At 70.3% G+C, this 25794-nt stretch carries 24 protein-coding genes and 1 riboswitch; of the genes, 10 read left to right on the top strand and 14 right to left on the bottom strand.

The window, feature by feature from the left end; translation table 11 throughout:
* Positions 1-120 precede the first annotated feature (120 nt).
* Positions 121-1719: a Na+/H+ antiporter gene (locus ACGFW5_RS04780; RefSeq protein WP_393832716.1), complete on the bottom strand. Its 1599-nt coding sequence runs from the start codon at positions 1717-1719 to the stop codon at positions 121-123.
* A 56-nt stretch (positions 1720-1775) separates the two neighbouring features.
* On the opposite strand from ACGFW5_RS04780, the gene ACGFW5_RS04775 reads away from it, so the two are divergent.
* From ACGFW5_RS04775 to ACGFW5_RS04765, 3 genes are all read left to right on the top strand, one after another.
* A complete protein-coding gene (locus ACGFW5_RS04775) occupies positions 1776-2036 on the top strand; it encodes a UBP-type zinc finger domain-containing protein (RefSeq protein WP_393832715.1) in 261 nt (86 codons plus the stop codon).
* 256 nt (positions 2037-2292) lie between these two features.
* Positions 2293-2706, top strand: a complete 414-nt coding sequence (locus ACGFW5_RS04770) for an anti-sigma regulatory factor (protein WP_393832714.1) — start codon at positions 2293-2295, stop codon at positions 2704-2706.
* A gap of 14 nt (positions 2707-2720) precedes the next feature.
* Positions 2721-3653, top strand: a complete 933-nt coding sequence (locus ACGFW5_RS04765; RefSeq protein WP_393832713.1) for an RNA polymerase sigma factor SigF — start codon at positions 2721-2723, stop codon at positions 3651-3653.
* 26 nt (positions 3654-3679) lie between these two features.
* On the opposite strand, the gene ACGFW5_RS04760 is transcribed toward ACGFW5_RS04765, so the two are convergent.
* Positions 3680-4114 carry a hypothetical protein gene (locus tag ACGFW5_RS04760; RefSeq protein WP_393832712.1) on the bottom strand — a complete coding sequence of 145 codons (435 nt, stop codon included), beginning with the start codon at positions 4112-4114 and terminating at the stop codon, positions 3680-3682.
* Between the two features lie 94 nt (positions 4115-4208).
* Here ACGFW5_RS04760 and ACGFW5_RS04755 point away from each other — a divergent pair, with 94 nt between their 5' ends.
* Positions 4209-5174, top strand: a complete 966-nt coding sequence (locus ACGFW5_RS04755; RefSeq protein WP_393832711.1) for a diacylglycerol/lipid kinase family protein — start codon at positions 4209-4211, stop codon at positions 5172-5174.
* A 321-nt stretch (positions 5175-5495) separates the two neighbouring features.
* Positions 5496-5753, top strand: a complete 258-nt coding sequence (locus tag ACGFW5_RS04750) for a WhiB family transcriptional regulator (protein ID WP_004937597.1) — start codon at positions 5496-5498, stop codon at positions 5751-5753.
* A gap of 184 nt (positions 5754-5937) precedes the next feature.
* Here the strand turns inward: ACGFW5_RS04750 and ACGFW5_RS04745 are convergent, their stop codons facing one another.
* The gene (locus ACGFW5_RS04745; RefSeq protein WP_393832710.1) at positions 5938-7404 is read right to left on the bottom strand and encodes a sensor histidine kinase; all 1467 of its coding nucleotides are present in this window, start codon (positions 7402-7404) and stop codon (positions 5938-5940) included.
* Positions 7405-7747: 343 nt separating this feature from the next.
* Complete coding sequence (locus ACGFW5_RS04740) at positions 7748-8359, bottom strand: TetR/AcrR family transcriptional regulator (protein WP_393832709.1); 612 nt, start codon at positions 8357-8359, stop codon at positions 7748-7750.
* A 102-nt stretch (positions 8360-8461) separates the two neighbouring features.
* On the opposite strand from ACGFW5_RS04740, the gene ACGFW5_RS04735 reads away from it, so the two are divergent.
* Positions 8462-9214 (top strand): SDR family oxidoreductase, encoded by a 753-nt coding sequence (locus ACGFW5_RS04735; protein WP_393832708.1) that lies wholly within the window; start codon positions 8462-8464, stop codon positions 9212-9214.
* A 195-nt stretch (positions 9215-9409) separates the two neighbouring features.
* Complete coding sequence (gene nagB, locus ACGFW5_RS04730) at positions 9410-10195, top strand: glucosamine-6-phosphate deaminase (RefSeq protein WP_393832707.1); 786 nt, start codon at positions 9410-9412, stop codon at positions 10193-10195.
* A 519-nt stretch (positions 10196-10714) separates the two neighbouring features.
* On the opposite strand, the gene ACGFW5_RS04725 is transcribed toward nagB, so the two are convergent.
* The 9 genes from ACGFW5_RS04725 to ACGFW5_RS04685 all read right to left on the bottom strand — a co-directional run bounded on the left by ACGFW5_RS04725 (position 10715) and on the right by ACGFW5_RS04685 (position 21519).
* Complete coding sequence (locus ACGFW5_RS04725) at positions 10715-11884, bottom strand: MFS transporter (protein WP_393832706.1); 1170 nt, start codon at positions 11882-11884, stop codon at positions 10715-10717.
* A 6-nt stretch (positions 11885-11890) separates the two neighbouring features.
* On the bottom strand, positions 11891-12409 hold the full coding sequence (locus ACGFW5_RS04720; protein ID WP_393832705.1) for a GNAT family N-acetyltransferase: 519 nt from the start codon (positions 12407-12409) through the stop codon (positions 11891-11893).
* Positions 12410-13582 carry a type III PLP-dependent enzyme gene (locus ACGFW5_RS04715; protein ID WP_393832704.1) on the bottom strand — a complete coding sequence of 391 codons (1173 nt, stop codon included), beginning with the start codon at positions 13580-13582 and terminating at the stop codon, positions 12410-12412.
* The gene (locus tag ACGFW5_RS04710; RefSeq protein WP_393832703.1) at positions 13575-14894 is read right to left on the bottom strand and encodes a DUF6271 family protein; all 1320 of its coding nucleotides are present in this window, start codon (positions 14892-14894) and stop codon (positions 13575-13577) included. The genes ACGFW5_RS04715 and ACGFW5_RS04710 overlap by 8 nt, the downstream gene beginning before the upstream one ends.
* A complete protein-coding gene (locus ACGFW5_RS04705) occupies positions 14876-15946 on the bottom strand; it encodes a phytanoyl-CoA dioxygenase family protein (RefSeq protein ID WP_393832702.1) in 1071 nt (356 codons plus the stop codon). Before ACGFW5_RS04705 ends, ACGFW5_RS04710 begins: the two co-directional genes overlap by 19 nt.
* A gap of 789 nt (positions 15947-16735) precedes the next feature.
* Complete coding sequence (locus tag ACGFW5_RS04700; protein WP_393832701.1) at positions 16736-18253, bottom strand: glycoside hydrolase family 3 protein; 1518 nt, start codon at positions 18251-18253, stop codon at positions 16736-16738.
* 9 nt (positions 18254-18262) lie between these two features.
* On the bottom strand, positions 18263-19132 hold the full coding sequence (locus ACGFW5_RS04695; RefSeq protein WP_393832700.1) for a carbohydrate ABC transporter permease: 870 nt from the start codon (positions 19130-19132) through the stop codon (positions 18263-18265).
* Between the two features lie 29 nt (positions 19133-19161).
* Complete coding sequence (locus ACGFW5_RS04690) at positions 19162-20160, bottom strand: carbohydrate ABC transporter permease (protein ID WP_393832699.1); 999 nt, start codon at positions 20158-20160, stop codon at positions 19162-19164.
* Between the two features lie 78 nt (positions 20161-20238).
* The gene (locus ACGFW5_RS04685; RefSeq protein ID WP_393832698.1) at positions 20239-21519 is read right to left on the bottom strand and encodes an extracellular solute-binding protein; all 1281 of its coding nucleotides are present in this window, start codon (positions 21517-21519) and stop codon (positions 20239-20241) included.
* Positions 21520-21981: 462 nt separating this feature from the next.
* Here ACGFW5_RS04685 and ACGFW5_RS04680 point away from each other — a divergent pair, with 462 nt between their 5' ends.
* The 3 genes from ACGFW5_RS04680 to mctP all read left to right on the top strand — a co-directional run bounded on the left by ACGFW5_RS04680 (position 21982) and on the right by mctP (position 24805).
* Positions 21982-22743: a GntR family transcriptional regulator gene (locus ACGFW5_RS04680; protein ID WP_393832739.1), complete on the top strand. Its 762-nt coding sequence runs from the start codon at positions 21982-21984 to the stop codon at positions 22741-22743.
* Between the two features lie 158 nt (positions 22744-22901).
* A complete protein-coding gene (locus tag ACGFW5_RS04675) occupies positions 22902-23189 on the top strand; it encodes a DUF3311 domain-containing protein (protein ID WP_393832697.1) in 288 nt (95 codons plus the stop codon).
* Positions 23186-24805 (top strand): monocarboxylate uptake permease MctP, encoded by a 1620-nt coding sequence (mctP, locus tag ACGFW5_RS04670; RefSeq protein WP_393832696.1) that lies wholly within the window; start codon positions 23186-23188, stop codon positions 24803-24805. Before ACGFW5_RS04675 ends, mctP begins: the two co-directional genes overlap by 4 nt.
* A 63-nt stretch (positions 24806-24868) precedes the next feature.
* On the opposite strand, the gene ACGFW5_RS04665 is transcribed toward mctP, so the two are convergent.
* Positions 24869-25453: a Uma2 family endonuclease gene (locus tag ACGFW5_RS04665; RefSeq protein WP_393832695.1), complete on the bottom strand. Its 585-nt coding sequence runs from the start codon at positions 25451-25453 to the stop codon at positions 24869-24871.
* 117 nt (positions 25454-25570) lie between these two features.
* Positions 25571-25715: riboswitch (cobalamin riboswitch) on the top strand.
* Positions 25716-25794: the final 79 nt, after the last annotated feature.

Below are 25794 nucleotides of genomic sequence, written 5' to 3'. Positions count from 1 at the left end.
CGCCCCCCGCGGGGCGGGGGCCGCCCCCCCCCACCCCCGGGGGGCGGCGGCCCCCCCCCCCCGGGCGCCCCCCCCCACCGCCCCCCCCCGGGGGGGGGGGGGGGAAAAACACCCCCACCCCTACCCCTCCCCCTCCCGATACGCCGCCGCCTCCTCCAAATCCAGCCTGCGCAGCAACGTCCGCATCATCTCGTCATCAATCCGCCGCGCATCCCGCAGGGACACGAACACCTCCCGCTCCGCTTCGATCATCGCCCGCGACAACCGCCGGTAGGTGTCGTCCGCCGACTCCCCCGTCTCCTCGTTGACCGCTCCCAGCCGCTCCCACACCGCGTTGCGCCGCCGCTCCAGAACCGTCCGCAGCCGGGCCGCGAGCGGCGGTGGCAGGGTGTTGCGCGCATCGGCCAGCAGCTCGTCGAGGCGGGCCTCTGCCGCGCGTGAGGCCTCGCTCTGGGCCTGCGCCTCGGCCAGCGTCTCGGCCTGGACGTCGCGCCCCGGCAGCTTGAGCAGCCGGATCAGCGGGGGCAGCGTGAGCCCCTGCACGACCAGCGTGCCGATCACCGTCGTGAACGTGAGGAACAGCACCAGGTTGCGGGCCGGGAAGGCCGAACCGTTCTCCATGGTCAGCGGGATGGAGAAGGCGATGGCGAGCGAGACCACGCCGCGCATCCCGGCCCACCCCACGATCACCGGCGCCGTCCAGTCGACCTCCGGCTCCCGCCGCCTGACCCTCTCGGACAGCGTGCGCGGCAGGAAGGTCGCCGGGAAGACCCAGACGAACCGGGCCGCCACCACCAGCGCGAACACCCCGACCGCGTACCAGATCGCCTCGCCGACCCCGTACTCCCCGAGCCCCTTGAGCACCACCGGCATCTGTAGTCCGATCAGGGCGAACACCGCCGATTCGAGGACGAAGGCGACCATCTTCCAGACCGCCTCCTCCTGGAGCCGGGTCGCGAAGTCCACCTGCCAGGAGCGGTGGCCGAGGTAGAGGGCCACGACCACGACCGCGAGCACCCCCGACGCCCCGACCTGCTCGGCCGCGGCGTAGGCGACGAACGGGATGAGCAGGGACAGCGTGTTCTGGAGCAGGGCCTCGCGCAGATGGCGGCGCAACCAGTGGATCGGCAGCATCAGGACGAGCCCCACCCCGATGCCGCCGACGGAGGCCAGCGCGAACTCCCTGAGCCCGCCGCCCCAGGTGGCCCCGGCTCCGACGGCCCCCGCGAGCGCCACCTTGTACGCGGTGATCGCGGTCGCGTCGTTCACCAGGGACTCGCCTTGGAGGATCGTGGTGATGCGGCTTGGCAGCCGCAGCCGGCGCGCGATGGCGGTGGCCGCGACCGCGTCCGGCGGTGCGATCACCGCGCCGAGCACGAGCGCGGCGGTGAGCGGGAGATCGGGCACCAGCAGGTACGCGAGAGCGCCGACCGCCACCGTCGCGAACAGGGTGTAGCCGACGGAGAGCAGCGCCACCGGCCGCAGGTTGGCGCGCAGATCGAGGTAGGAGCTCTCAAGGGCCGCCGTGTGCAGCAGCGGCGGCAGCACGAGCGGCAGCACGATGTGCGGGTCGAGGGTGTAGGCCGGGACGCCGGGCACGTACGCCGCGATCAGTCCCACCGCGACCAGGAGCAGCGGCGCGGGCACCGGCGTCCTGCGGGCGCCCCCCGCCACCGCCGCGCTCGCCGCGATCAGCGCCACCAGCGGCAATGCGTCCATCAGAACCGTCCGTCCCCACTCACCCGCTCCGGGCGCTCCGTCGTAACCTGGCCATCATGAGCGAGTGTCCGCACGTTGCAGAACTGCCGCGCCCCGAGCCGGTCCCGCTGAACGACACCTGCCCCGAGTGCTTGAAGGAGGGTACGCATCCCGTACAGCTGCGCCTGTGTCTGGTCTGCGGTCATGTCGGATGCTGCGACTCCTCGCCGCACCAGCACGCCACCGGCCACTTCAAGGAGACCGGGCACGCGGTGATGCGGACCTTCGAGCCCGGCGAGAGCTGGCGCTGGTGTTTCGTGGACGGACTGCTGGTGTGACGGCGGGGGTTCGACCCCCCGACGCCTGGGTACGTCAACCCGGTCCCGGTTCACAGCAATTGGGCACCGCAAACCTCTAGCCACTGTCCGTACTCATAGGCCTACCATGAGTGACAGCCGCCGGGAGAGCTTCCGGCGACAGGGCACCATGGATCGCGATAGCGTCGCCAGTCCAGGTACGGACCCCGTACCCACGGCCCCGGGACCTCCCCCCTCCCCGGGCCTTGACAGAGCTTGTGCCACCTTGGAGGTGAGGGTGTCCCAGATCGCAGGCGAGCCCGGGAATCAGGACTTCGTGGAAGTCCGGCTGCCGGCCGCGGGTGCCTACCTGTCGGTGCTGCGTACGGCCACGGCCGGACTCGCGGCACGGTTGGACTTCACCCTCGACGAGATCGAGGACCTGCGCATCGCGGTCGACGAGGCCTGCGCGATCCTGCTCCAGCAGGCCGTACCGGGCTCCGTGCTGAGCTGCGTGTTCCGCCTCGTCGACGACTCACTGGAGGTCACGGTCGCGGCGCCGACCACCGACGGCCGCGCCCCGGAGCGCGACACCTTCGCCTGGACGGTGCTCTCCGCCCTGGCCGGCAAGGTCGACTCCTCCGTGGCGGAGGACCGCACGGTCTCCATCAGCCTGTACAAACAGCGCGGCGCGGGACCCGGACCGGCGTGAGCGAGGAGGGTCCGGTGCGGGACGACGAGCGCATCCCCGACGTGCCGCGCTCCGCGGACATCCCGGAGCAGCAGGCACGGCCGCACCCGGTGGACAGCCCTGTGGATGGCCCAGATGGCGTTTTGTACGCGGCGGAGCAGGCGGAGCGGGCGGCCCTTATGAGCGAGCACACCGAGCACAGGCACCACGATCCCCACGATCGCAGCGGGGCGCGGGCGATGTTCATCGAGCTGCGCAAGCTGCCCGAGGGCTCGCCGGAGAAGGCCGAGCTGCGCAACCGGCTGGTGCGGATGCACCTGCCGCTGGTCGAGCACCTGGCACGGCGTTTTCGCAACCGGGGCGAACCGCTCGACGATCTGACGCAGGTCGCCACGATCGGCCTGATCAAGTCGGTGGACCGGTTCGACCCCGAGCGGGGCGTGGAGTTCTCGACGTACGCGACGCCCACCGTGGTCGGCGAGATCAAGCGGCACTTCCGCGACAAGGGCTGGGCGGTGCGGGTGCCGCGCAGACTTCAGGAGCTGCGGCTCGCGCTCACCACGGCGACGGCGGAGCTGTCCCAGCAGCACGGGCGCTCACCGACGGTGCACGAACTGGCCGAACGGCTCGGCATCTCCGAGGAGGAGGTCCTGGAGGGGCTGGAGTCGGCGAACGCCTATTCCACGCTGTCCCTTGACGTGCCGGACACGGACGACGAGTCACCGGCGGTGGCGGACACCCTGGGCGCCGAGGACGAGGCGCTGGAAGGCGTCGAGTACCGCGAATCCCTCAAGCCGCTGCTCGAAGACCTTCCGCCGCGCGAGAAGCGGATCCTGCTGCTGCGTTTCTTCGGGAACATGACGCAGTCCCAGATCGCCCAGGAGGTCGGCATCTCGCAGATGCACGTCTCCCGTCTGCTGGCCCGCACGCTGGCTCAGCTGCGCGAGAGGCTGCTGGTCGAGGAGTAGCCGGCCATCCGCGGGCCGGTGCGCGGCTACGCGTCGCGCACCGGCCCGCGGATGCCGAGCGCTTCGGTCGTGGCCGGGTTCACCAGGAACACCAGGCCGGTGACGGCCACCGCGGCGAGCGCGATGCCGGCCGGGATCCACGGGGCGCCGTCGGAGTGGAGGAACATCCAGGCGACCGGCAGCGCCATGATCTGGGTGATCATCGCGGGGCCCCGGCTCCAGCGGCGGCGCAGCAGCAGGCCGCGGGCGGCGATCAGCGGGATCAGGCCGAGGACCACCAGGGTCAGGCCGCCCGTCTCGGCCTGGGTGGGCCGGTCGGGCTTGCCGGTCAGGCCCATCACGAGCATGAAGAGGCCACCGGCGACCAGGGCGAGCCCTTCCAGCGCGGACAGCGCTGCCGCGGCGGTCAGCCGGCCGGGGCGCGGTCCTGCGGGGGCTTCGGGGGTCTGCTCAGTACTCACCCAGCCAGGGTAGCCCGCTCGGCGGGCCCTGCCCGGGTCCGGGCAGGGCGGCCCAGGTACGCCCCTGTACCCCCCGGTAGGTAGTCTGGCGCCCATGCGTGCACTTCTCGTGGTCAACCCGGCGGCTACCACCACCAGTGCGCGCACGCGTGACGTCCTCCTCCATGCCCTGGCCAGCGAGATGAAGCTGGAGGCGGTGACGACCGAGTACCGCGGTCACGCCAAGGACCTCGGGCGGCGGGCCGCCGAGAGCAATGACATCGACCTCGTGGTGGCGCTCGGCGGCGACGGCACGGTCAACGAGGTCGTGAACGGTCTGCTGCACAACGGACCGAGCCCCGAGCTCCCCGAATTCGCGGTGGTCCCCGGCGGCTCGACCAATGTCTTCGCGCGGGCCCTCGGTCTGCCCAATGACGCTGTGGAGTCGACCGGTGTCATTCTCGACGCGCTGCGCGAGAAACGGAGCCGGACGGTGAGCCTCGGTCTCGCGTCGGGAGTCCCGGGAAGCGTCGACGAGGGCGTTCCTGAACGCTGGTTCACTTTCTGTGCCGGGTTCGGATTCGACGCGGGTGTGGTCGGCCGGGTCGAACAGCAGCGGGAGCGCGGAAAGCGCTCGACGCACGCCCTCTATTTGCGCCAGGTGGCGCGCCAGTTCTTCGGCGAGCCCCACCGCAGACACGGCCAGATCACGCTGGAGCGGCCGGACGGTGAGACCGTCGAGGACCTGGTCCTGTCGATAGTCTGCAACACCTCCCCCTACACCTACCTGGGCAATCGTCCGCTGTACGCCTCTCCCGAGGCCTCCTTCGACGCGGCGCTCGACGTCCTCGCGCTGACCCGGATGACGACACCTTCCGCGACCCGGTACGCGACCCAGTTGCTCACTTCCACGCCAGAACGTGGTCCGCACGGCAAGCACGCCGTATCACTGCACGACTTGACGGACTTCACCTTGCATTCCAAGGCCCCGCTCCCCTTCCAGATGGACGGCGACCACCTGGGCCTGCGTACCAGCGTCGCGTTCACAGGCGTACGCCGTGCACTGCGTGTGATTGTGTGAGTGGAAGGGCCCAAAGTCCTTTCACTCGAACGTTTAGGCTGGCATCCACCCCATGGAAGTACGACTGTGACCCAGTCGACACCGAGGAATCCAAAAAAACTTTCCGGAAGGGGTTGTATCCGCCGCCGAGGTTTGCGAATCTCTACATGGCGATCGGGACGGCCCGCAACACCGGCCTCCACTGAAAGCCAGAACCCCTCCTCAAAACCAGGACCACCACCAGTCCAACTGGAAGATGGCCCTTCCGTTGTTGAGGGATTCGTGAAAGCGTTCACATTCACAAGCACCCCCCTGCACGTAACACCAAGAGAGGTAGCAGCCATGGACTGGCGTCACAACGCCGTTTGTCGTGAGGAAGACCCCGAGCTGTTCTTCCCCATCGGCAACACCGGTCCTGCGCTGCTGCAGATCGAGGAAGCCAAGGCCGTCTGCCGCCGCTGCCCCGTCATGGAGCAGTGCCTGCAGTGGGCGCTTGAGTCCGGCCAGGACTCCGGCGTCTGGGGTGGCCTCAGCGAGGACGAGCGCCGCGCGATGAAGCGCCGTGCCGCTCGCAACCGGGCGCGCAACGCGACCGCCTGAGCCCCCACTTCCTGCCTTAGCCCTGCGCGGCGCGTACAGAGCGTACGCATTCACCGCCCCCCGAGCCGCAGCGCGCAGCAGTAATGAACCCACAGCATTCGAGCCCCGAACCGTGTCTCATGGTTCGGGGCTCGCTGCTGTGCGCATGGCGGGGGGGTGTGGCCCGTCGGGCGCGGGGTACGCGTTATTTCTCGGGGCCGACCGGGATGTCGAGCACGACCTTCGTGCCGCGTTCGGCCGCCGGCACCATGTCGAAGTTTCCGCCCAACTCGCCCTCCACCAGGGTCCGTACGATCTGGAGGCCCAGGTTTCCGGTGCGCTGCGCGTCGAAGCCCTCGGGCAGTCCCCGGCCGTCGTCCCGCACGGTGATCAGCAGCCGGGAGTCCTCGCGGGTACCGCCGCGCAGCGCCGCGACCTCCACCGAACCCTCGTCGCCGGGGACGAACGCGTGCTCAAGTGCGTTTTGCAGGACCTCGGTCAAGACCATGGAGAGCGGGGTGGCGACCTCGGCGTCGAGTATCCCGAAGCGGCCGGTGCGGCGGCAGTCGATCCGGCCGGGTGAGATCTCGGCGACCATGGCGAGGACCCGGTCGGCGATCTCGTCGAACTGGACGCGCTCGTCCAGGTTCTGGGACAGCGTCTCGTGCACGATCGCGATCGAACCGACGCGCCTGACCGCCTCGTTGAGTGCTTCGCGGCCCTGGTCGGAGTCCATCCGGCGGGCCTGGAGCCGGAGCAGCGCCGCGACCGTCTGGAGGTTGTTCTTCACCCGGTGGTGGATCTCCCGGATGGTGGCGTCCTTGGTGATCAACTCCCGCTCGCGGCGGCGCAGTTCGGTCACGTCGCGCAGCAGTACGAGCGAGCCGATGCGGGTCCCCTTGGGCTTGAGCGGGATGGCGCGCAGCTGGATCACCCCGTCGCCGCCCTCGACTTCGGCCTCCCTGGGCGCGTAACCGCTGGCCAGCTTGGCGATGGCCTCGTCCACCGGGCCGCGCGAGGGCGCGAGGTCGGCGGTGAGCTGGCCCAGGTGCTGGCCGACGAGGTCCGAGGCGAGGCCCAGCCGGTGGTAGGCGGAGAGCGCGTTGGGCGAGGCGTACTGAACGACGCCCTCCGCGTCGAGCCTGATCAGGCCGTCCCCCGCACGCGGCGACGCGTCCATGTCGACCTGCTGGCCGGGGAAGGGGAAGGACCCGGCGGCGATCATCTGCGCGAGGTCGGAGGCGGACTGCAAGTAGGTGAGTTCGAGCCGGGAGGGTGTACGGACAGTGAGCAGGTTGGTGTTCCGGGCGATGACGCCCAGGACGCGCCCCTCACGGCGTACCGGAATGGACTCGACGCGGACCGGGACCTCCTCGCGCCATTCCGGGTCGCCCTCGCGCACGATGCGGCCCTCGTCGAGCGCCGCGTCGAGCAGCGGGCGCCGGCCGCGCGGGACCAGGTGGCCGACCATGTCGTCCTGGTAGGAGGTGGGGCCGGTGTTGGGGCGCATCTGGGCGACCGACACATAGCGCGTGCCGTCCAGGGTGGGGACCCAGAGCACCAGGTCGGCGAACGAGAGGTCGGAGAGCAGCTGCCACTCCGAGACCAGCAGATGCAGCCACTCCAGGTCGGACTCACTCAGAGCGGTGTGCTGGCGGACGAGGTCATTCATGGAGGGCACGGTGCGAGCGTACCCGCGTGCACCGGCCCGACATGACTGCGGGCCGCGGCGCCGGGACGGGACCCTCAGCCCGTCCGGGCACCGCAGCCCGATGGCCGGCCGGCGGGTGTGCGGTCCCCCCGGCCTCCAAGAGAGGTCACGACGCAGTCAGGGCAGAGAGCGCCGGGGCCTCGGTTCCGCCCGCCTGTGCGGGGTGGGCGGAAGTGCGATGTGTTCATTGTGGACTAGACCATTCCGTCATGTCCATCCATGTGCACCGGGCTGTTTCCGGGTCCGTCCGCGTCCCTCCATGCCCACGGGGCAATATTCCGGGTGGGAACGGAAGCCGCAACCCTCAGGCGCGGCCGGGTTTCTCCATCGGCCAGGCTCGCAGGGCCAGGTCGGCGACGGCTTCGAGTTCCGCGCGGGTGGCGCCGTCGCGGGCCTGCTGGGACATGCCCTGGAGAACGGCCCCGATGAACCGTGCGAGCGCGCCCGCATCCGCGCCCTCAAGGAGGCGGCCGGCCGCGATGTCCTCGGCGATCCGGCGCTCCATCGCGGCGAGGTTGTCGGCGCGCCGCTCGCGCAGCCCGTCGCTCACTGCCTCGGTGGCGCAGTTGGCGGCCGCGCTGGTCACCAGGCAGCCGTAGGGGTGGGCGGGGTCGGTGAACTCGGCGGCGGCCTCCCGCAGCAGGCGGGCCACGCCCGCCCGCGCGGTCGGTTCCTCGGCGAGCGCCCGCGCCCCGAAGGATGCGTAGGTCGCTCCGTAGGCCCGCACGACCTCCTCGAAGAGGGCCCGCTTGTCGCCGAAGGCGGCGTAGAGGCTGGGCGCGCCGATGCCCATGGCCCGGGTGAGATCGGCGACCGATGTGGCCTCGTAGCCGCGCCGCCAGAACTCCATCGTGGCCTGCTCCAGCGCCCTGTCCCGGTCGAAGGAGCGGGGGCGCCCGCGCTGTTTCGTCGCCATGGGCCCCACTGTACCCCTGTTCTGTAGCGGCCATTAGAGAATGTGTTACGTTCTTTTCGTAGCGACCGCTACAGAAATCTTTCGGGGTGGAAGGGGCGCGGCATGGGCTCGCTCGACGGAAAGACGGCGCTGGTCACAGGCGGTAGCAGGGGGATCGGGCGAGGCATCGCCGAACGGCTCGGCCGGGACGGGGCGCGGGTGGCGGTGCACTACGGCTCGAACGAGACGGCGGCCAAGGAGACGGTCGCGGCCATCGAGGCGGCCGGTGGCTCGGCGTTCGCCCTCGGCCAGGAACTGGGCGTCGCGGGGGACGCGGCCGCGCTGTGGGAGGCGTTCGACCAGCAGGCCGACGGGCTCGACGTCCTGGTGAACAACGCGGGGATCGGGCGGCCCGCGCCCTTCGGCGAGGTGACCGACGCGGCGTACGACCGGCACTTCGGCGTGAACGTCAAGGCGCCGTTCTTCGTGGCCCAGCTCGGCCTGTCCCGGCTGCGCGACAACGGCAGGATCATCAACATCTCCAGCGGGCTCTCGCGGGCCGCGATGATGCCGGACCAGATCACGTACGCGATGACCAAGGGCGCGCTCGACGTGTTCACGCGGTATCTGTCGAAGTCGGTCGGCACGCGGGGAATCACGGTCAACGCGGTGGCGCCCGGCATCATCGACACGGACATCAACGCGGACTGGCTGCGCACGGACGACGCGGCCCGGGCGCACGCGGCGGACTACTCCGTGTTCGGCCGGGTGGGCGAGCCCTCCGACATCGCGGACGTGGTGGCCTTCCTGGCGTCCGAGGACGCACGCTGGATCACCGGCCAGTGGCTGGACGCGACGGGGGGATCGCTGGCCTGAGACTCCCGGGGCCCCCGGCCGCCCGGCGCGTCCCCGGCGCATCCCCGGCGCGGGCGGGGCGGGCGGCGGGTGTGGGGTGGCCCGACGGCGGACCGTGGGACGGGGCGCGAGCACCCGGCGCAGGGGCGACCACTCTGCTAGATTGGTCTATACCACGCCCGTTGTAGTTTCACGTCTCCAGATCGGCAGGCCCACGTGGAAGTTGTCATCGTCCCGGACGCCAAGGCAGGCGGCGAGCTCATCGCGGAGTCGATCGCCGCCCTGTGGCGGCGCAAGCCCGACGCACTGCTCGGCGTGGCCACCGGATCGACTCCGATCCCGATCTACGACGCGCTGACCGCCAAGGTCTCCGCCGGTGACGTGGACGTGTCCCGGGCCCGCGTGTGCCAGCTCGACGAGTACGTCGGGCTCCCCGCCGGGCACCCCGAGTCCTACCGCGCCACGGTGATCCGTCAGGTCGTCGAACCGCTCGGGCTCGGCCAGGACTCCTTCATCGGCCCGGACGGCTCCGCCGACGACGTGCAGGCCGCGTGCGAGGCGTACGACCTGGCGCTCGCCTCGGCCGGCGGGGTCGACCTCCAGATCCTGGGCATCGGCACGGACGGGCACATCGGGTTCAACGAGCCCTGCTCCTCGATCGCCTCCCGCACCCGGATCAAGACGCTGACCGAGCAGACCCGGGTCGACAACGCGCGCTTCTTCGACGACGACATCGACCAGGTGCCGCACCACGTGATCACCCAGGGCATCGGCACGATCCTGGAGGCCCGCCATCTGGTGCTGCTCGCCACGGGTGAGGGCAAGGCGGAGGCGGTGGCGCAGACCGTGGAGGGGCCGGTCGCCTCGGTCGTGCCGGCCTCGGCGCTCCAGCTGCACCGGCATGCGACGGTTGTCGTGGACGAGGCGGCGGCGTCCAAGCTGAAGCTGGCGCCCTACTTCCGGCACACCTTCGCCAACAAGCCGGTGTGGCAGGGGCTGTAGCGGTCCCCGGGGCGCCGGGGTGGCACGCGGCCGCGCCCTTCCCCGCGCAGTTCCTCGCGCCCCTGGCACGCGCTCCGCGCCAGGGGCCGCCCCTGCCCCGCGAACGATGCCGCCAGTTCGCGCAGTTCCCCGCGCCCCCAAAGGCCTGCGCTCCGCGCACAGAGCCGCCCGTCACCTGCGGACCCACGGTGGCTAGTCGCGCAGTTCCCCGCGCCCCTTCAGGGCGCCTCGCACCGCCCCCCTCAGGGGCGCGAGGAACTGCGCGACCAGCCCACGACGACCCGCAGCCAAAAACATCGCCCCACCCCCCAGGGGCGCGGGGAACTGCGCGACCAGCCCACAACCACCCGCAGCCAAAAACATCGCCCCACCCCCCAGGGGCGCGGGGAACTGCGCAACCAGCCCACAACCACCCGCAGCCAAAACGTGGGGCCCCAGGGCCGCAGGGCGGCGCGGCATTGAGCGGACCGCCGCGCGCCGCAGGCAGCCCGCACTCCACCCGCCCCCACCCCGGAGGGGCTACGCGTCGGCCAGGGCGGGGAAGCGGATCCGGGTGCTGCACAGGGAGACGACCAGCGCGGAGACCGCGACCGCCCCCATCCCCCAAGCCAGACTCGTGCCGCTCGCGATGAACCCGATCATCGCGGGCCCGGCCAGCAGCCCCGTCGTCCCCATCGCCGCGACCAGCGCCAACGCGTCCGAGCCCTGCCGGGCCGCGGCCACGTACACGCACGGCGTGACCGCCGCGATGCCGAGCCCGACGCACGCGAACCCGAGCAGCGCCGGGACCACTCCCCCGGCCAGCAGCGCGACCGCGAGCCCCGCGCCGGCCAGCGCGCTGCCGAAGCGGACGACGCGCTCGTCGCCCCACTGGGTGCGCCAGCGGTCCGCGAAGAGGCGGGCGAGGACCATCATCACGGAGATGACGGCGATGCCCAGCGGCGCCAGTTCCGCCGGCGCGCCCGCCGTGTCCTTCAGATAGAGCGCCGACCAGTCGTTCATGGCGCCCTCGGTCACCGTGCCGAAGGCCATCGCGAGGCCCATCCAGATCGTCACCCGGGTCGGCAGGGTCAGCCCGCGCCGGGTCTTTCCGGCCGGCTCGGCGGCCCGCTCCGGCGTCGGGTCCTCCATCAGCAGGCCCGAGCGGGCCGCGAGGACGAGCAGGACCAGGACGACGGTGGCCGTGCCGAAGTGCGCGGGCAAGGATGAGGACAGCGCGGTGACGCCGGAGGCGAGCAGCGCGGCGGCCAGCGAACCCGCGCTGAAGGTCGCGTGCATCTTGGCCATCGTCGTCCGCCGGTACCTGACCTCAAGGGCCGCCGCCTGCGCGTTCATCGCGACGTTCAGACAGCCGACCGCGATGCCGTCGCAGCACACGATGAGCAGGGTGACCGGATAGTTCGGTGTGACCGAGAGGGCGAGCAGGACGGCCCCGAGCGCCAGGGCCGAAAGGACGGCGAGCCGGCGCGAGCCGAGTCTCCTGGTCAGGATCGCCACCAGCGGGAAGGAGATGGCCGCGCCGCCCCCGCAGACCATGAGGAGCAGCCCGAGTTCCGCCTCGGACAGGTCGAGTCTGGTCTTCAGCGTGGGTATCCGCGAGACCCAGGTGGCGTACTGGAAGCCGAGGAGACAGAAGAGTGCCGCGATCGCCACTTGTGATCGACGGTATTCATCGCGAGCGCGAAACATACGGATTTAGCCTACTTCCATGGACATGTACATCGCGTTCGTGCCGTAGCCCGGCGGTAGTTCGACCTCGGGGTGGGGGCGGTAGCCCAGGGGTGCCCATACGACGTGGGCTCCCCTGACGGCCACCATGGAGATCCGCTCGAAGCCCAACTCCCTTGCGGCGCACAGGAGATGGGTGAGGAGTCGGGGGCCGAGCCCTTGGCCGCGCAGCTCCTCGGCGATGACGAGGTCGTGCGCGTGCAGGTTGCGCGACGCGTCCGGTGCGGCCCCGTGCTCCTCGGCCCTGCTGAGGTCGGGGCTGGTGAACGGCGGGTACGGTAGGGCGAGGAGGTAGCCGCCGACGCGCCCCTCGTGCTCGATCACAAAACATGTACCGGCCGCGTGCCGGGACTTGAGGACGTCACGTCCTTCGGACAGGCCGTCCCGTGCGTAGGCGCCCGCTTCCAGGGCCACGATCGCGTCCCAGTCGTCGTCGGCCAGCGGACGGATGAGCATGTCGGTCTCCACCAGGGGCAGCAGGGGCATCTACCGCGCACCTCCTACACAGGTGTACGGCAGCGGGTCGAAGCCGTTGAAGCCCTGGGTCGTGTAGCCGATGGCGTAGGCGCCGCAGGAGTGGATCCACACCGGGTCGCCGGAAGCGGCCGCGGCGGGGACGCGCACCAGGCCGCTCTCGTGGCCGAACGCGTCGTCGCTGTCGCAGGTGGGTCCGGCGACGACGGCCGCAACGCGCGGGCCGTCAGGGTGGCCGGGGAATTCGAGGCGGTACTGCAACGCGTCCATCTCGTACAGGCCGTTGAACTTGCCGCAGCTCAGATACAGCCAGTGCCGGCGCTCACCGTCGTGCCCGCCGCGCGCCGAGAGCCGCGAGACCCGGGCCCGGATGGCGCCGTGGTCGGCGACCAGGTGGCGGCCGGGTTCCATGAGGAATTCCAGCGGGGACGCCGACTCCTCGCGCAGGCGCTGGATGCCTTCGCGCAGCACGGCGAAGATCTTGTCGATCGGGGGGTCGAGCGGCCTGCCCGCCGTGTCCAGGCAGCCGAGCGCGGGCAGCCCGCCGCCGAGGTTGATCCGGTCGAGGAGGATCCCGCGCCCGTTCAGGACCACGATCAGGTCGCTCAGGTCGTCGAGCGCGCTCTGCCAGGCCTCGGACGTCATCTGCTGCGAGCCGACGTGCACGGAAAGGCCCGACGGGACGAGACCGGCGTCCCCGGCCGCCTCCAGGACACGCACCGCGTCCTGTGCCGAGCAGCCGAACTTCCGGCTCAGGCCCCACAGGGCGCCGTCGCCGCTGGTGGCCAGGCGGCAGAACACCCGGGAGCCGGGGGCGTGTTCGGCGATCGCGGCGACGTCCTCGACGCTGTCGGTGGCGAACTCGCGTATGCCCATGCGGTACGCGTCGGCGATGTTCTCGTCCGACTTGATCGTGTTGCCGTAGTGGATCCGGTCGAGCGGCACGCCGGTCCGTACGGCCTGCTCGATCTCGTTGGGGCTCGCCGCGTCGAAGCCCGCGCCCTGCCGGGCCAGACAGTCGAGCACCTCGTCCACGGGGCACGCCTTCATGGCGAAGCGGACGGAGATGCCGGGCAGTTCGCGCAGCAGCTGCGCGTACTGGTCCTCGATTCCGGTGAGGTCGAAGAAGATCCGGTCGTCGGTGGCGGCGGCGAGGGCCGCCCGGATGGCCGTGCTCTCACGCATCGTCGACACCCCGGGCCGGGTTCTCGTGCCTGGCGGCCGCGACCAGCGGTCCCCAGGCCTCGATGAGCAGGGCGAAGTCCTCGATGTCGGCCTGCGCCTCGTCGAGCAGGCGCTCGCGCAGGGGTACCAGGTGGTCGGCGAACTCGGCGTATTTGCCGCCGAGTCTGCGGTAGCAGCGGTCGAGGACGTCGAGCCTGCGGACGTTCTCGGCCCGGTCGGCGCCCGCGCTGCGGCCGGCGAGCTCGGCGATCACGGCGGCGCGTACGTGGTGGTTCTCGTCGAGCAGCGCCCCGCGTGCCGTCTCCATCGCCGTGTAGATCGGGTAGAAGTAGAGCATCGACAGGAGGAACTTGGTCCACCGCAGCTGGTAGGCGGTGAAGCCGGGGCCCGTGCGCCGGTCGGGCGTGTAGTAGTTGACGATGTTGCGGTTGTGCACCACGCCGGGCAGGGTGGCGTCGCGTACCAGGTGCAGCAGGAAGTAGTCGCTTCCTATGGTGCTGGTGGCGGGCGGCAGCGGCACGCGTTCGTAGACCTCGTGGTCGAGGCCGATGTTGCACATGTCGACCCGCCAGATGTCGGGGGTGCCGAGCGTCGACTCGTCGTGGGTGAACACGTCGTCGCCGGCGCCGGTGAACGACTCGTCGACCAGCTCCCGGCGCTCATCGGGCGGGGTCCCGGCGTCGGCCCAGAGGCCGACCACCTCGTAGTAGGTCTCGGGGTCCAGGTCCCGGATCTCACCGATGTCCACGGACAGCTCGCCCACGAAGGAGCTGCCCACCATCGCGACGGGCTTGTGGACGTCGGCCGGGTCGAGCCGGGTCCGGGTGACCTCGGGTACGGCGTCCACGGCCCGCTTCCCCAGCGACAGCAGCTCGTGGTGGATGGGGTGGACGGGTTCGCCGGCCAGGATCTGGTAGCTGCTGTCGGAGTCCCTGCGGTGCACGGACCGGCAGCCCAGCGCGCTCGCGATCAGGAACGCCCGATTGGTGCAGGCCCCGTACGACAGGGCGGCGGGCAGCATGAGGTCGAGCAGCAGCTCGGGCTTGGTGGGCTGGGCCCGCTCGATGACCCGCTGGAGGAAGTCCCGCTGGCGCGCTTCGTCGAAGTGGTGCACGACGACCCCCGCGGGGGAGGTCAACTCGGCGATCGTACGGGCGTGTTCGGCGCGGTCGGCCTCGCCGGACGAGTCAAGGACGAGCAGGTGCACTTCGACGTCGAAGTGGGTGGCGGCGTGGGCCGCCTCCTCGTGCACCGCCACGATGGTGGCCGCGCACGCCCGGTTGGTGGGCAGGGTCAGGCAGACGCGTCGCACGCGGGCTCCTCGGTCGGTGTCGCGGGCCCGGTGGCGTGCCACGATTCGAGGCCGAGCAGCTTCGCACCGAGGTCGTTGAGGGTGGCGGTGGGGTACCGCAGGGACTCGGGCCGGCGCGCGTCGCCGACGAGCGTCTTGTTCCAGTTCGGGGTGGCGAGGCTGCGCCAGGACTCGACGCGGGACGTGCGCACCTCGTGGTCCGATTCGAGGGCGGGCATCATCGAGAGGTACTGGACGGCTCGGACACCGTTGTCGGAGGTGTTGCGGGCCACGCCGTGCGCGAGGAGACCGTTCCAGATCAGCAGGTCACCGGCCTTGAGTTCGGGCCGTACGACGGGGAACTCGGCGCGGTCGGTGCCCGGCCTGATGGGGTCACGGTCCCGGGGCTGTGCGACCTTCCACTCCTCGAAGCGGCGGAACAGCTCCGGCGAGCACTGGAAACCGCCGTGGTCCTCCTGGGTGTCGTTGAGCGCGATGATGCCCTGCACCCGCTGCGGCAGGACGCCGAGGGTGGTGTCGACGTCCCAGTGCAGCTCGATGTCGAAGCCCTTGTCGGTGGGTTCGATGTGCGCGCGGTCGCGGTCCTTGATGTTGGGCGGGTTCAGGTTGAGCCGGTCGAGGGTGACCCAGAGCTCTTCGCAGTCCCACACGTCGGCGAACGCGTCGTAGACCCGCTGGGACTGACGGCTGTCCCACAGGAGCTGGTGGTGGTACGCCTCGACGAACCCGTACACGTGCAGGTGCTGTTCCAGCTCGGAGGCGAACACACGGTCCTCGGAGTACCAGGTCTCGGGCCGCTCGGGGTCCAGGCCCTGGAAGTCCCAGGTGAAGTCGAGGAGGCGCCGGGCCGCGGCGGCCGGGATCGCCTCCTTCACTATGACGTAGCCGTACGTCTGCCAGAACGCGAAGTCGTCGTCGGACAGCACGCGCAGCGGGCGTGACTTCTCGATGTCCCGCAGCGGGGTGCGGGCCAGATAGGTCTCGCCGCCGTCCGAGCTGAAATACGGCACGTCGGAGGCGGCTCGGTAGAGGTATCGGTCGGGGGCCGGCATGCGATCACTCCAGGGGTCGGATGGTGGTGGCTGGGCGGATCCCCGGTGGCACAGGGAAACGGCCCGGGCGCGGGCGTCCTGAGGGTGGGGTCGGCGGGGTGCGGGCCGGAACGGGTCACGCGGCCGGCCGGGTGCGGTCACGGTCGGCGGCGAGGCGCTGCGGCTGTCGGGTTCGCCATCGGGCATCACGAGGGCAAACGGGCGCACGGCGACCGGACTCGGCACACGCGGCGCCTCGTCGCGCCGGCCGGTCACCCGGTGGGGAGGGTCGGTCTCCACGACGGCAGGGCCGGGGTGGCCACCTCCTTGCGCTCGGTGCCGCTCATGGGTCGAGGGCACCCCCACCGATCTTGCGTACCTCCAAGGTGGACTAGACCAACTTCTGGTGTCAAGCCCAGAGTTGGCGCCGCACACGTCCCGAAACGAACCGGTTCACGCACTGGAAGCACGAGGGATACGTACTGTCAAGTAGGCCTGTCCGCAAGCGAGTTGGCGACCGTTCGGGCAAGACATCCGGACCATCGCGCTCCGGATCGGCGGCACAAGTCGGCCCTCGCGTACACCGGAAGTCGGCCCCTTCGTACACCCTCTCCACCCGGCGCGCCCCGTACCCGCACATGCAAACGTGGCGGGGGGGGGGGGCGGCCCCCCCCCCCCCCCCCCCCGGGCGCGGGGGGGGGGGGCCCCCCCCCCCCCCCCCCCCCCCCCCCCCCCCCCCCCCCCCCCCCCCCCGGGGGGGGGGGGGGCGCCCCCCCCCCCCCCCCCCCCCGCCACGTGTCCTCGGTGGTGTCAGACCCCCGCGACGGCCTCCGCCGCCGCCCGGCCGCACACCCGCGCCGCGCCGTGCGTGGCGATGTGCAGCGCGCCGCGCGGGGTCGCCCTTGGCACCCCCATCTCGACCACGACCGTGTCCGGCCGGGCCGCGAGGAGCGCGTCGAGGGCCGCCGCCATCCACGGGTGGCGGTGTTCGTCGCGTACGACCGCGACGATCCGGCGCCCGCCCGCCGCGGCCAGCACATCGGCGGCGGCCGCGTCGGCGCCGTAGGTGCCGCTCTCGGTGCCCGGCAGCAGCGCGGCCAGCTCGGCGCCGATGCTCCAGGGAGTCTCACTGCTCACCGCGATGTTCATCACCGGCGTGAACGTCGCGACGTACGGGGCGCTCGTCAGGGGGCGCCACGACGGCGCGACGGTGACCCGGGCGGCCCGGCGCGCGGCCACGAGCCCGATGTCACTGTCGGTGCCGGGCGCGGTCCCCTCCTGCACTGCCGCGCCCGGCCCCGTCACGTCCCCCCTGGCCCGCTGGGCCCAGGCCGCCAGCGCACGGACGCGCGCCGCGGCGTCGGCCAGTCGCTCCTCCGCGAGCTCCCCGTCCCGCACCGCGGTGACCAGCGCGTCGCGCAGGCGCAGCACGGTGCCCTCGTCGCACAGCCCGCCGCCGACGCACAGGGCGTCGGCACCGGCCGCGATGGCGAGGACGGAACCCCGCTCGATGCCGACCGTCCCGGCGATGGCCTGCATCTCCACCGCGTCCGAGACGATCAGACCGTCGTAGCCGAGCTCGTCGCGCAGCAGTCCGGTGAGGATGCGCGGGCTGAGCGTGGCGGGACGGTCGGGGTCGAGCGCGGGAAGAAGGATGTGCGCGCTCATGACCGACTTGGAACCCGCCGAGATGGCCGCGCGGAAGGGCACCAGCTCACGCCGGTGCAGGGTGTCGAGGTCCACGTCGATGCGGGGCATCGCGTGGTGCGAGTCGACGTTGGTGTCGCCGTGGCCGGGGAAGTGCTTGGTGCAGGCGGCGACCCCGGCGGCCTGAAGGCCCTCGATGTAGGCGGCGGTGTGCCGGGCCACGAGCGCGGTGTCGGCCCCGAAGGCTCGTACGCCGATGATCGGGTTGTCCGGGTTGGAGTTCACATCGGCGGACGGCGCCCAGTTGAGGTTGACGCCGCATTCCGCGAGCCGGCGGCCGAGCTCGCGGGCCACCGCCCGGGTCAGGTCCAGGTCGTCGACCGAGCCGAGCGCCAGGTTGCCGGGGAAGGACGAACCGGTGCGGACCTCTATGCGGGTGACGTCACCGCCCTCCTCGTCGATGGCCACCAGGACGTCGTCCCGTTCGGCCCGCAACTGGGCGGTCAAGGCGGCCACTTGGGGCGCGGTGACGATGTTGCGGCCGAACAGGCCGACGGAGGCGAGGCCTTCGCCGATGCGGCGCAGCACCCAGTCGGGCGCGGTGGTGCCGGTGAACCCGGGCTGGAGGACGGCGAGCGCGTCGCGCGTCAGTGTGTCGGAACCCGTGGTCATAGTCGTCATGGGGCGGGGTTATCCCTTCACTGCGCCGGCCGTCAGACCCGCGGCCATCTTGCGCTGGACGAGGAGGAAGAGAATCACGATGGGCACGGCCATCATGGTGGATCCGGCCATCATCGGGGCGTACTCGGTGCCGTGCTGCGTGGTGAAGCTGGACAGCCACACCGTGGCCGTCTGGTGGTTCTGGCTCATCAGCATGAGGGCGTAGAGGTATTCGTTCCAGGCCTGGATGAATCCGTAGACCGAGGTGGCCACCATGCCGGGGGCGAGGAGCGGGAAGACCACGCGGATGAAGGCGCCGGTGCGGGTGCAGCCGTCGACCATGGCCGCCTCCTCCAGCTCCTTGGGGACGTTGACGATGAATCCGCGCAGCGTCCACACCGTGAAGGGGAGGATGAAGGTCAGGTACGTGATGATCAGGCCCGAGAGCTTGTCGTACTGACCGAGGTCGTTGAGCAGCAGGAAGACCGGGATGATCATCGCGACCAGCGGCACCATCTGGACCGCGAGGATGCCGACGATGACGATCTTGCGGCCGCGGAAGGCGAACCGGGAGATGGCGAGCGCGGCGAGCAGGCCGACCGCGATGCCGATGACCACCACGACGAGCGAGACGATCAAGGACCGGCCGATCGAGCCCCAGAAGTCGCCGATCTGGAGGGCGCGCTGGAAGTTGTCGAGCGTGAAGTGCGTCGGGAACAGATGCGGGTTCGGGTCGATCGCGTCCTTGGCGGGCTTGAACGCGGTGTTCAGCATCCAGTAGACCGGGAAGCCCGCGGTGGCGAAGACCAGCAGGCCGAGCACGTTCCAGCCCAGCTTGGTCTTCTTGCGGGGGGTCTTGTGGCGCGTGGCGGCGGGCGCCACGGCGGTCGAGGCAGCCATCGCTGCGCCGTCCTTTCCGATCGTGGCGCTCACTCGACGTCCCCGATCTTGAGCATCTGCCGCATGTAGACCGCGATCACACCGAGCAGCAGGACGACGGTGAGCAGGGCGATCGCGGAGCCCTGCGAGTAGTCGTTGACGACGAAGGCCTTGTCGTAGGAGTACGTGGTGAGGAGCTGGTACTCCGGCTCGGGGTGACCGCCGCGCATCACGAAGACCTGCGGGAAGACACCCATGTCCCAGATCACCGAGAGCGTCGCGAGCATCACGATGATGGGCTTGAGGATGGGCAGGGTGACGTGGCGGAACACGCCCCAGGAGCCTGCGCCGTCGAGCCGGGCGGCCTCTTCGAGCTCCTTGGGCACCTGGGTGAGGCCCGCGCTGAGCGTGATGACCACGAACGGCACCGCGCCCCAGACCACGAGCAGCATGATCACGGCGAGGCCCTGGGTGCTGCTGATGAACCAGTTGTGTCCGGTGACGTCCACTCCGGGCAACTGGCTGAGCAGCCAGTTCAGTACGCCGTAGTCGCTGTCGAACATCCACTTGAAGATGGTGATGGCGACGACGATGGGCATGCCCCAACTCGCCACGAGCGCCACGTTGATGAGCGTCTTGACCCAGCCCGAGACCTTCTGGAGCAGCAGGGCTATGAGCATGCCGATGACCATGGTCAGGACGACCGCGGATGCGGCGAAGAGGACGGTGCGCACGACGACGCGCCAGAACTCGGCGTCACCGAGGACATTGCTGAAGTTGTCGAAGCCGACCGACTCGGCGGCCTGGAAGCCCCACAGCTGGGGCTGCCCGAACTTCTCGAAGGGCAGGGTGACGAGGCGTACCAGCGGATAGCCGAGGACGATCGCGAGGACGATCAGACAGGGCGCGAGCAGTGCCCAGGGCACCGCCGCTCCCCCGCCCGTGCCCCGCTTCTTGTCCGGCTTTCCCGGCCGGCCGGACCCGGCGCCCGGTTGTGGGTCGCGCCGCGCCGGCGGCACCTTGGCGGTGGTTGTCTCTGCGGCACTCATCGCGCGCTCCTGGGGATCCCTCTCTGGAACTGGTCAGGCAGGGCCCCGTCGTGGTGCTGACGGGGCCCTGCCCGGAGGTCACTTGGTGTTGATGACCTTGTCGATCGCGGCGTCCGCGTCCTTCGCGGCCTGCTCGACCGTCTTCTTGCCGGTGCCGATCGCCTGGAGCATGTCCTGGAGGGTCTTGGCCTTCTCGACCTGGCCCCAGCCCGGCGCCATCGGGACGAACCAGCTGGACTCGGCCGCGGTGGCCGGCACCGCCGTCTTCGGGTCCGCCTTCAGGGGCGCGAGGTCCGTCTTGTTGTTGGGCAGGTTGCCCTTGGCGACCAGGCCCTTCTGGCCCTGGGTGCCGGTGAGCGCGTTGATCCACTCGGCCGCGAGGCCCTGCGCCTTGGACTTGACCGGGACCGCGAGGTCCGAGCCGCCGAGGAAGACCGGCATGGCCTTGCCGGACGGCGCCGGCATCACAAAGCTCTCGATCTTGGAGGCGAGCCCGCCGACCTTGTCGTTCTCCGGCAGGGCGGCGTTGGCGCCCTCCCAGGCCGGGCTGAAGACGAGGAAGGACTTGCCCTGGCCGTAGACGATCGGGCGGTCCGCCTCGTCCTTGGTCTTGTCGCCCTTCATGTACTTGTCGACGACGTTCTTGAACTCGGTGAGGCCCTTGATGGACTCCGGCGAGGACAGGTTGGCCTTGAACTTGTCGCCGTCCTGCTTGGCGATGGAGCCGCCGGCGTCGTACACGAAGGACATGGCCGCGTACCAGTCACGGGTGGGCTGGTACCAGGCGCTGAACTTGTCGCCCTGCTTGTCCTGCACCTTGTCCAGGTCGGCGGTCAGCTCGGCGTAGGTCTTCGGGGTGGCGGTGATGCCCGCGTCGGTGGCGATGTCCTTGCGCCAGGTCGCGGTGCGGCCACCGGCGTAGTAGGGGACGCCGTAGGTCTTGCCGTTGTACGTGACCGAGGCCTTGAGGCCGTCCAGCCAGGCGGCGGAGTTGTCGAACTTCGACGGGTCGACCTCGGCGAAGGCACCCTTGACCGAGTAGGCGAGCATCTCGGTGTTGCCCATCTCCACGACGTCCGGCGCCTTGTCGGTGGCGAGGACGGCGTCCAGCTTGGCGTTCTTGTCCGGCCAGCCGTAGTACTCGTGGTTGATCTTCAGACCGGGGTGCTTGGCGACGATCGCGTCGTCCGCGGCCTTCACCAGCTCGGGCCAGTTCTTCTGGGCGTCGACCGTCAGCCAGACGGTCAGCTCCTTGGCGTCGCCCCCCGCGGCGCCGTCCTTGCTGTCACTGCCGCCGCATGCCGCGGCACCGATCATGATGCCCGCGACGCCGATCGCCGCGATGAGCTTGCGCTTCACGCCACTCTCCTCAGGGATGAGAAACCCCCCGCCCACCGCGATGCCACATACGCGAAGTACTACCCGTGGGACTGGGATCTGGTCTTTAATGGTTTAGACCAGTACCGGGAGCTTGGCCTAGACCTATTGGGGTGTCAAGGGTCGATAAGAACGCTGAGACCGTCCGTTATCGGACCGACACCTCACCGTTCGCCGGGCCCCGCGACTCGGTCCCCACGGGCCCCGGCCGCCCCACTTCGAGCTGCCTCCGAGAGCCGCCTGGGCTTTAATGGTTTAGACCAACTTGCATACTCCCCCGCACGTCCGCCGCGCGGCGGTGTATAAGAAGGGCTTGTCGATCGCGTTACCGGACCGACCCCCTGACGGAGGGCGACGACCCGTGACCGGTCCGTGCCACCATGTGAGCCGCGACAGACGGAGGAGCCGGTGACGGCAGCAGCGCAGCACTCGGGAAGGCAGACCATGGCCGCCGACGGGAGCGGCACGACGGAGGCGGGCGCCGGCGTCCGCACCGCCCGCGTGCCGAAGTACTACCGCCTCAAGCGCCACTTGCTGGAGATGACGGAGACCCTTCCGCCCGGCACCCCCGTGCCGCCCGAGCGGACGCTCGCCGCCGAGTTCGACACCTCCCGCACCACCGTGCGCCAGGCCCTGCAAGAGCTGGTCGTCGAGGGCCGCCTAGAGCGCATCCAGGGCAAGGGCACCTTCGTCGCCAAGCCCAAGGTCTCCCAGCCGCTGCAACTGTCCTCGTACACCGAGGACATGCGCGCCCAGGGCCTTGAGCCGACCTCCCAGCTCCTGGACATCGGCTACGTCACCGCCGACGACACCCTCGCCGGGCTGCTCGACATCACCGCCGGCGGCCGCGTGCTGCGCATCGAGCGGCTGCGCCTGGCGAGCGGCGAGCCGATGGCCATCGAGACCACCCACCTGTCCGCGAAGCGCTTCCCCGCGCTGCGCCGCTCCCTGGTGAAGTACACCTCCCTCTACACCGCGCTGGCCGAGGTGTACGGAGTGCATCTGGCCGAGGCCGAGGAGACCATCGAGACCTCCCTGGCCACCCCGCGCGAGGCCGGGCTGCTCGGCACCGACGTGGGCCTGCCGATGCTGATGCTGTCGCGGCACTCCCTGGACGGCGGGGGCGAGCCGGTGGAGTGGGTGCGGTCGGTGTACCGGGGCGACCGCTACAAGTTCGTGGCCCGCCTCAAGCGCCCGACCGACTGAGCACGCCTCCACAACCGAGCCGCCACTGGGCCGTTCGGGCCCTTCCGGCACGTCCGGAATCCGGACGGGGGTTCCCTTGACCGAATCTCTCCCCTAGATTTCCTGCGCATTACAAGTGATCCAACGCACAGGTGATCGCGAGGGGACGGAGCCACCCAATGCCGGAATCGACGGAAATGAAGAGACCGGTGATCACGCCCGTGCGCGTGGTCATCGCGCTCTGCCTGATCGCGCCCCTCGTGGCGATGATGTGGGTGAGCTCGTACGCCAGGACCGACCCGAAACTGGGCGGCATCCCGTTCTTCTACTGGTACCAGATGCTCTGGGTGCTCATCTCCACCGCGCTCACGATGATCGCGTACAAGTTGTGGCAGCACGACCAGCGTTCGCGCCCGGCCTCCGCATCGCGCGCCTCCGACAACACCAAGGGGGGTGCGTCCAAGTGAAGGACGGCGTGAACGGCGTCGCACTCGGCGTCTTCATCTTCTTCTTCGTGGCCGTCACGGTGATCGGCTTCATGGCCGCCCGCTGGCGCAGGGCCGAGACCGAAGCGAGCCTGGACGAATGGGGCCTGGGCGGCCGGTCGTTCGGCACCTGGGTCTGCTGGTTCCTGCTCGGCGGCGACCTCTACACGGCCTATACGTTCGTGGCCGTCCCGGCAGCGATCTACGCGGCGGGCGCGGCCGGCTTCTTCGCGGTCCCGTACACGATTCTCGTCTACCCGCTGATCTTCACCTTCCTGCCGCGCCTGTGGTCGGTCTCGCACAAGCACGGGTACGTGACCACCTCGGACTTCGTGCGCGGCCGGTTCGGCTCCAAGAGCCTCTCGCTCGCGGTCGCGATCACCGGCATCCTCGCCACGATGCCGTACATCGCGCTCCAACTGGTCGGCATCCAGGCCGTGTTGGACGTCATGGGCGTGGGCGGCGAGTCCAGCAACTGGTTCGTCAAGGACCTGCCGCTGCTCATCGCCTTCGCGGTGCTCGCGGCGTACACGTACTCCTCGGGCCTGCGCGCCCCGGCACTGATCGCGTTCGTCAAGGACGGGCTGATCTACCTCGTCATCGCGGTCGCGATCATCTACATCCCGATCAAGCTGGGCGGCTTCGACGCCATCTTCAGCGCGGCGCAGCACAAGTTCGCCGGGCCGCCCGGGGGCAAGCCGACCGGGGCGCTCGTGCCCGGCGAGAAGAGCCAGTGGACGTACGCCACCCTCGCGCTCGGCTCGGCGCTCGCGCTGTTCATGTACCCGCACTCGATCACGGCGACGCTCTCCTCGCGCAGCCGCAACGTGATCCGCCGCAACACCACGATCCTGCCGCTGTATTCACTGATGCTGGGCCTGCTCGCGCTGCTCGGCTTCATGGCGATCGCGGCGGGCGTCAAGGTCACCAACGGGCAGCTCGCGATCCCGCAGCTCTTCGAGGACATGTTCCCCGACTGGTTCGCGGGCGTCGCCTTCGCGGCGATCGGCATCGGCGCTCTCGTGCCCGCGGCCATCATGTCCATCGCGGCCGCGAACCTCTTCACCCGCAACATCTACAAGGACTTCATCAAGCCCGACGCGACGCCCTCGCAGGAGGCCAAGGTCTCCAAGCTGGTCTCGCTGGTGGTGAAGGTCGGCGCGCTGGTCTTCGTCCTGACCATGGACAAGACCGTGGCCATCAACTTCCAGCTCCTGGGCGGCATCTGGATCCTCCAGACCTTCCCGGCCCTGGTCGGCGGCCTGTTCACGCGCTGGTTCCACCGCTGGGCGCTGCTGGCCGGCTGGGCGGTCGGCATGGTCTACGGCACGCTCGCCGCGTACGGGGTGGGCTCGCCCACCCAGAAGCACTTCGGCGGCTCCTCCAAGGAGATCCCGGGCATCGGCGAGATCGGCTACATCGGGCTCACCGCGTTCGTCCTGAACGTGGTGGTCACCGTGGTCCTCACCTTCGTCCTGCGGGCCGTGAAGGCCCCGGACGGCGTCGACGAGACGTCGCCCGAGGACTACACGGCGGACGCGGGCGACCCGGGTGTCGCGACCGAGCTGCCGCCGGCGACGGCGGGGACGGCGCACTGAGTTTGCGTTGAACGACGACGGGCCGTGGCACCCGGGGTGCCACGGCCCTTCGTCGTGAGCGGGTCAGCGCACCCAGTCCTTGAGCTGCTCGGTGGGGAGGGTGATGCCGACGGGCTCGGGAAGGTCGATGTCCTTGCCGAAGGGGACGGTACGGATGCTCTCGTACCGCATGCCGTCAGGCTCGCTGCGGACGATGACCTCGCAGCGCTCCCGGTCGATGAGGAGGTACACAGGAATGCCGGTCTCCGCGTAGGCGCGCGGCTTCTCGTTTCGATCACGCGCGTCCGTGTCGGAATCGTACGAGGTGACCTCGACAACCATGAGGACGGGTGCCGGATCGGCCCACTCCCCCTGCCCCACAAACGCGTCGTCCGGGGCCATGGACGCGTCCGGGCGCGCGCGACCCGAGCGGTATTCCTGAACCGCCAGACCCCGCTCGACGTGAAGCCACAGCTCAGGCCGGTGCTGCATACAGATGCGAGCCAGCCACAGCACGATTCGGTCGTGGTCCCCGTCCGGCACGGCCTTGACCCCCAGCTTCCCGTCAATGAATTCAAGCCGCAGCCCCTCGACCTCGCGGGCACCTATGCGCGCGAGGGTCTCGAAGTCTTCGGTCTGCATCTGGGCCCGGTGCGTCATGACGACCATGCCTCACTCGCCTTCCTCAAAGGTCTGTCATCGACGATAGCGGAGGCCAATGACAGTTGCCTGAGTTCCGTCCGACGCCCCCCACGAACACAGCGACACAACATGTGGGGGGTGCTCGATGAGGCAGCCCCCACATGTATGCTCGTCCTCGCTGTCGCCGCAGGGGAATCCGGTGCGAATCCGGAACTGTCCCGCAACGGTATGACCCGTACCCTTTTGTACGGGCCGAGTCCGAAGACCTGCCGATGGCGCATCCGGTTCGACCGATCCGGGTGCCAGACGTCCGGGCCTCGCGGTTGGGCCGGTGGACGACGCGCTGCGGGCTGCCCCGACGCGCGCCG

The sequence above is a fragment of the Streptomyces sp. NPDC048416 genome, assembly GCF_043200435.1.
Classification (GTDB): domain Bacteria; phylum Actinomycetota; class Actinomycetes; order Streptomycetales; family Streptomycetaceae; genus Streptomyces.
The sequence above is the reverse complement of the archived record's forward strand: the minus strand, read 5'-3'. Positions and strand labels throughout refer to the sequence as shown.

Coding starts and splice junctions, on each gene's coding strand:
- ACGFW5_RS04745 (WP_393832710.1), bottom strand. CDS start 7,404: ATGAATGACCTCGTCCGCCAGCACACCGCTCTGAGTGAGTCCGACCTG.
- ACGFW5_RS04775 (WP_393832715.1), top strand. CDS start 1,776: ATGAGCGAGTGTCCGCACGTTGCAGAACTGCCGCGCCCCGAGCCGGTC.
- ACGFW5_RS04755 (WP_393832711.1), top strand. CDS start 4,209: ATGCGTGCACTTCTCGTGGTCAACCCGGCGGCTACCACCACCAGTGCG.
- ACGFW5_RS04725 (WP_393832706.1), bottom strand. CDS start 11,884: ATGTTTCGCGCTCGCGATGAATACCGTCGATCACAAGTGGCGATCGCG.
- ACGFW5_RS04680 (WP_393832739.1), top strand. CDS start 21,982: ATGGCCGCCGACGGGAGCGGCACGACGGAGGCGGGCGCCGGCGTCCGC.
- ACGFW5_RS04695 (WP_393832700.1), bottom strand. CDS start 19,132: ATGGCTGCCTCGACCGCCGTGGCGCCCGCCGCCACGCGCCACAAGACC.
- ACGFW5_RS04675 (WP_393832697.1), top strand. CDS start 22,902: ATGCCGGAATCGACGGAAATGAAGAGACCGGTGATCACGCCCGTGCGC.
- ACGFW5_RS04750 (WP_004937597.1), top strand. CDS start 5,496: ATGGACTGGCGTCACAACGCCGTTTGTCGTGAGGAAGACCCCGAGCTG.
- ACGFW5_RS04740 (WP_393832709.1), bottom strand. CDS start 8,359: ATGGCGACGAAACAGCGCGGGCGCCCCCGCTCCTTCGACCGGGACAGG.
- ACGFW5_RS04700 (WP_393832701.1), bottom strand. CDS start 18,253: ATGACGACTATGACCACGGGTTCCGACACACTGACGCGCGACGCGCTC.
- ACGFW5_RS04665 (WP_393832695.1), bottom strand. CDS start 25,453: ATGGTCGTCATGACGCACCGGGCCCAGATGCAGACCGAAGACTTCGAG.
- ACGFW5_RS04690 (WP_393832699.1), bottom strand. CDS start 20,160: ATGAGTGCCGCAGAGACAACCACCGCCAAGGTGCCGCCGGCGCGGCGC.
- ACGFW5_RS04735 (WP_393832708.1), top strand. CDS start 8,462: ATGGGCTCGCTCGACGGAAAGACGGCGCTGGTCACAGGCGGTAGCAGG.
- ACGFW5_RS04780 (WP_393832716.1), bottom strand. CDS start 1,719: ATGGACGCATTGCCGCTGGTGGCGCTGATCGCGGCGAGCGCGGCGGTG.
- ACGFW5_RS04720 (WP_393832705.1), bottom strand. CDS start 12,409: ATGCCCCTGCTGCCCCTGGTGGAGACCGACATGCTCATCCGTCCGCTG.
- ACGFW5_RS04715 (WP_393832704.1), bottom strand. CDS start 13,582: ATGCGTGAGAGCACGGCCATCCGGGCGGCCCTCGCCGCCGCCACCGAC.
- ACGFW5_RS04705 (WP_393832702.1), bottom strand. CDS start 15,946: ATGCCGGCCCCCGACCGATACCTCTACCGAGCCGCCTCCGACGTGCCG.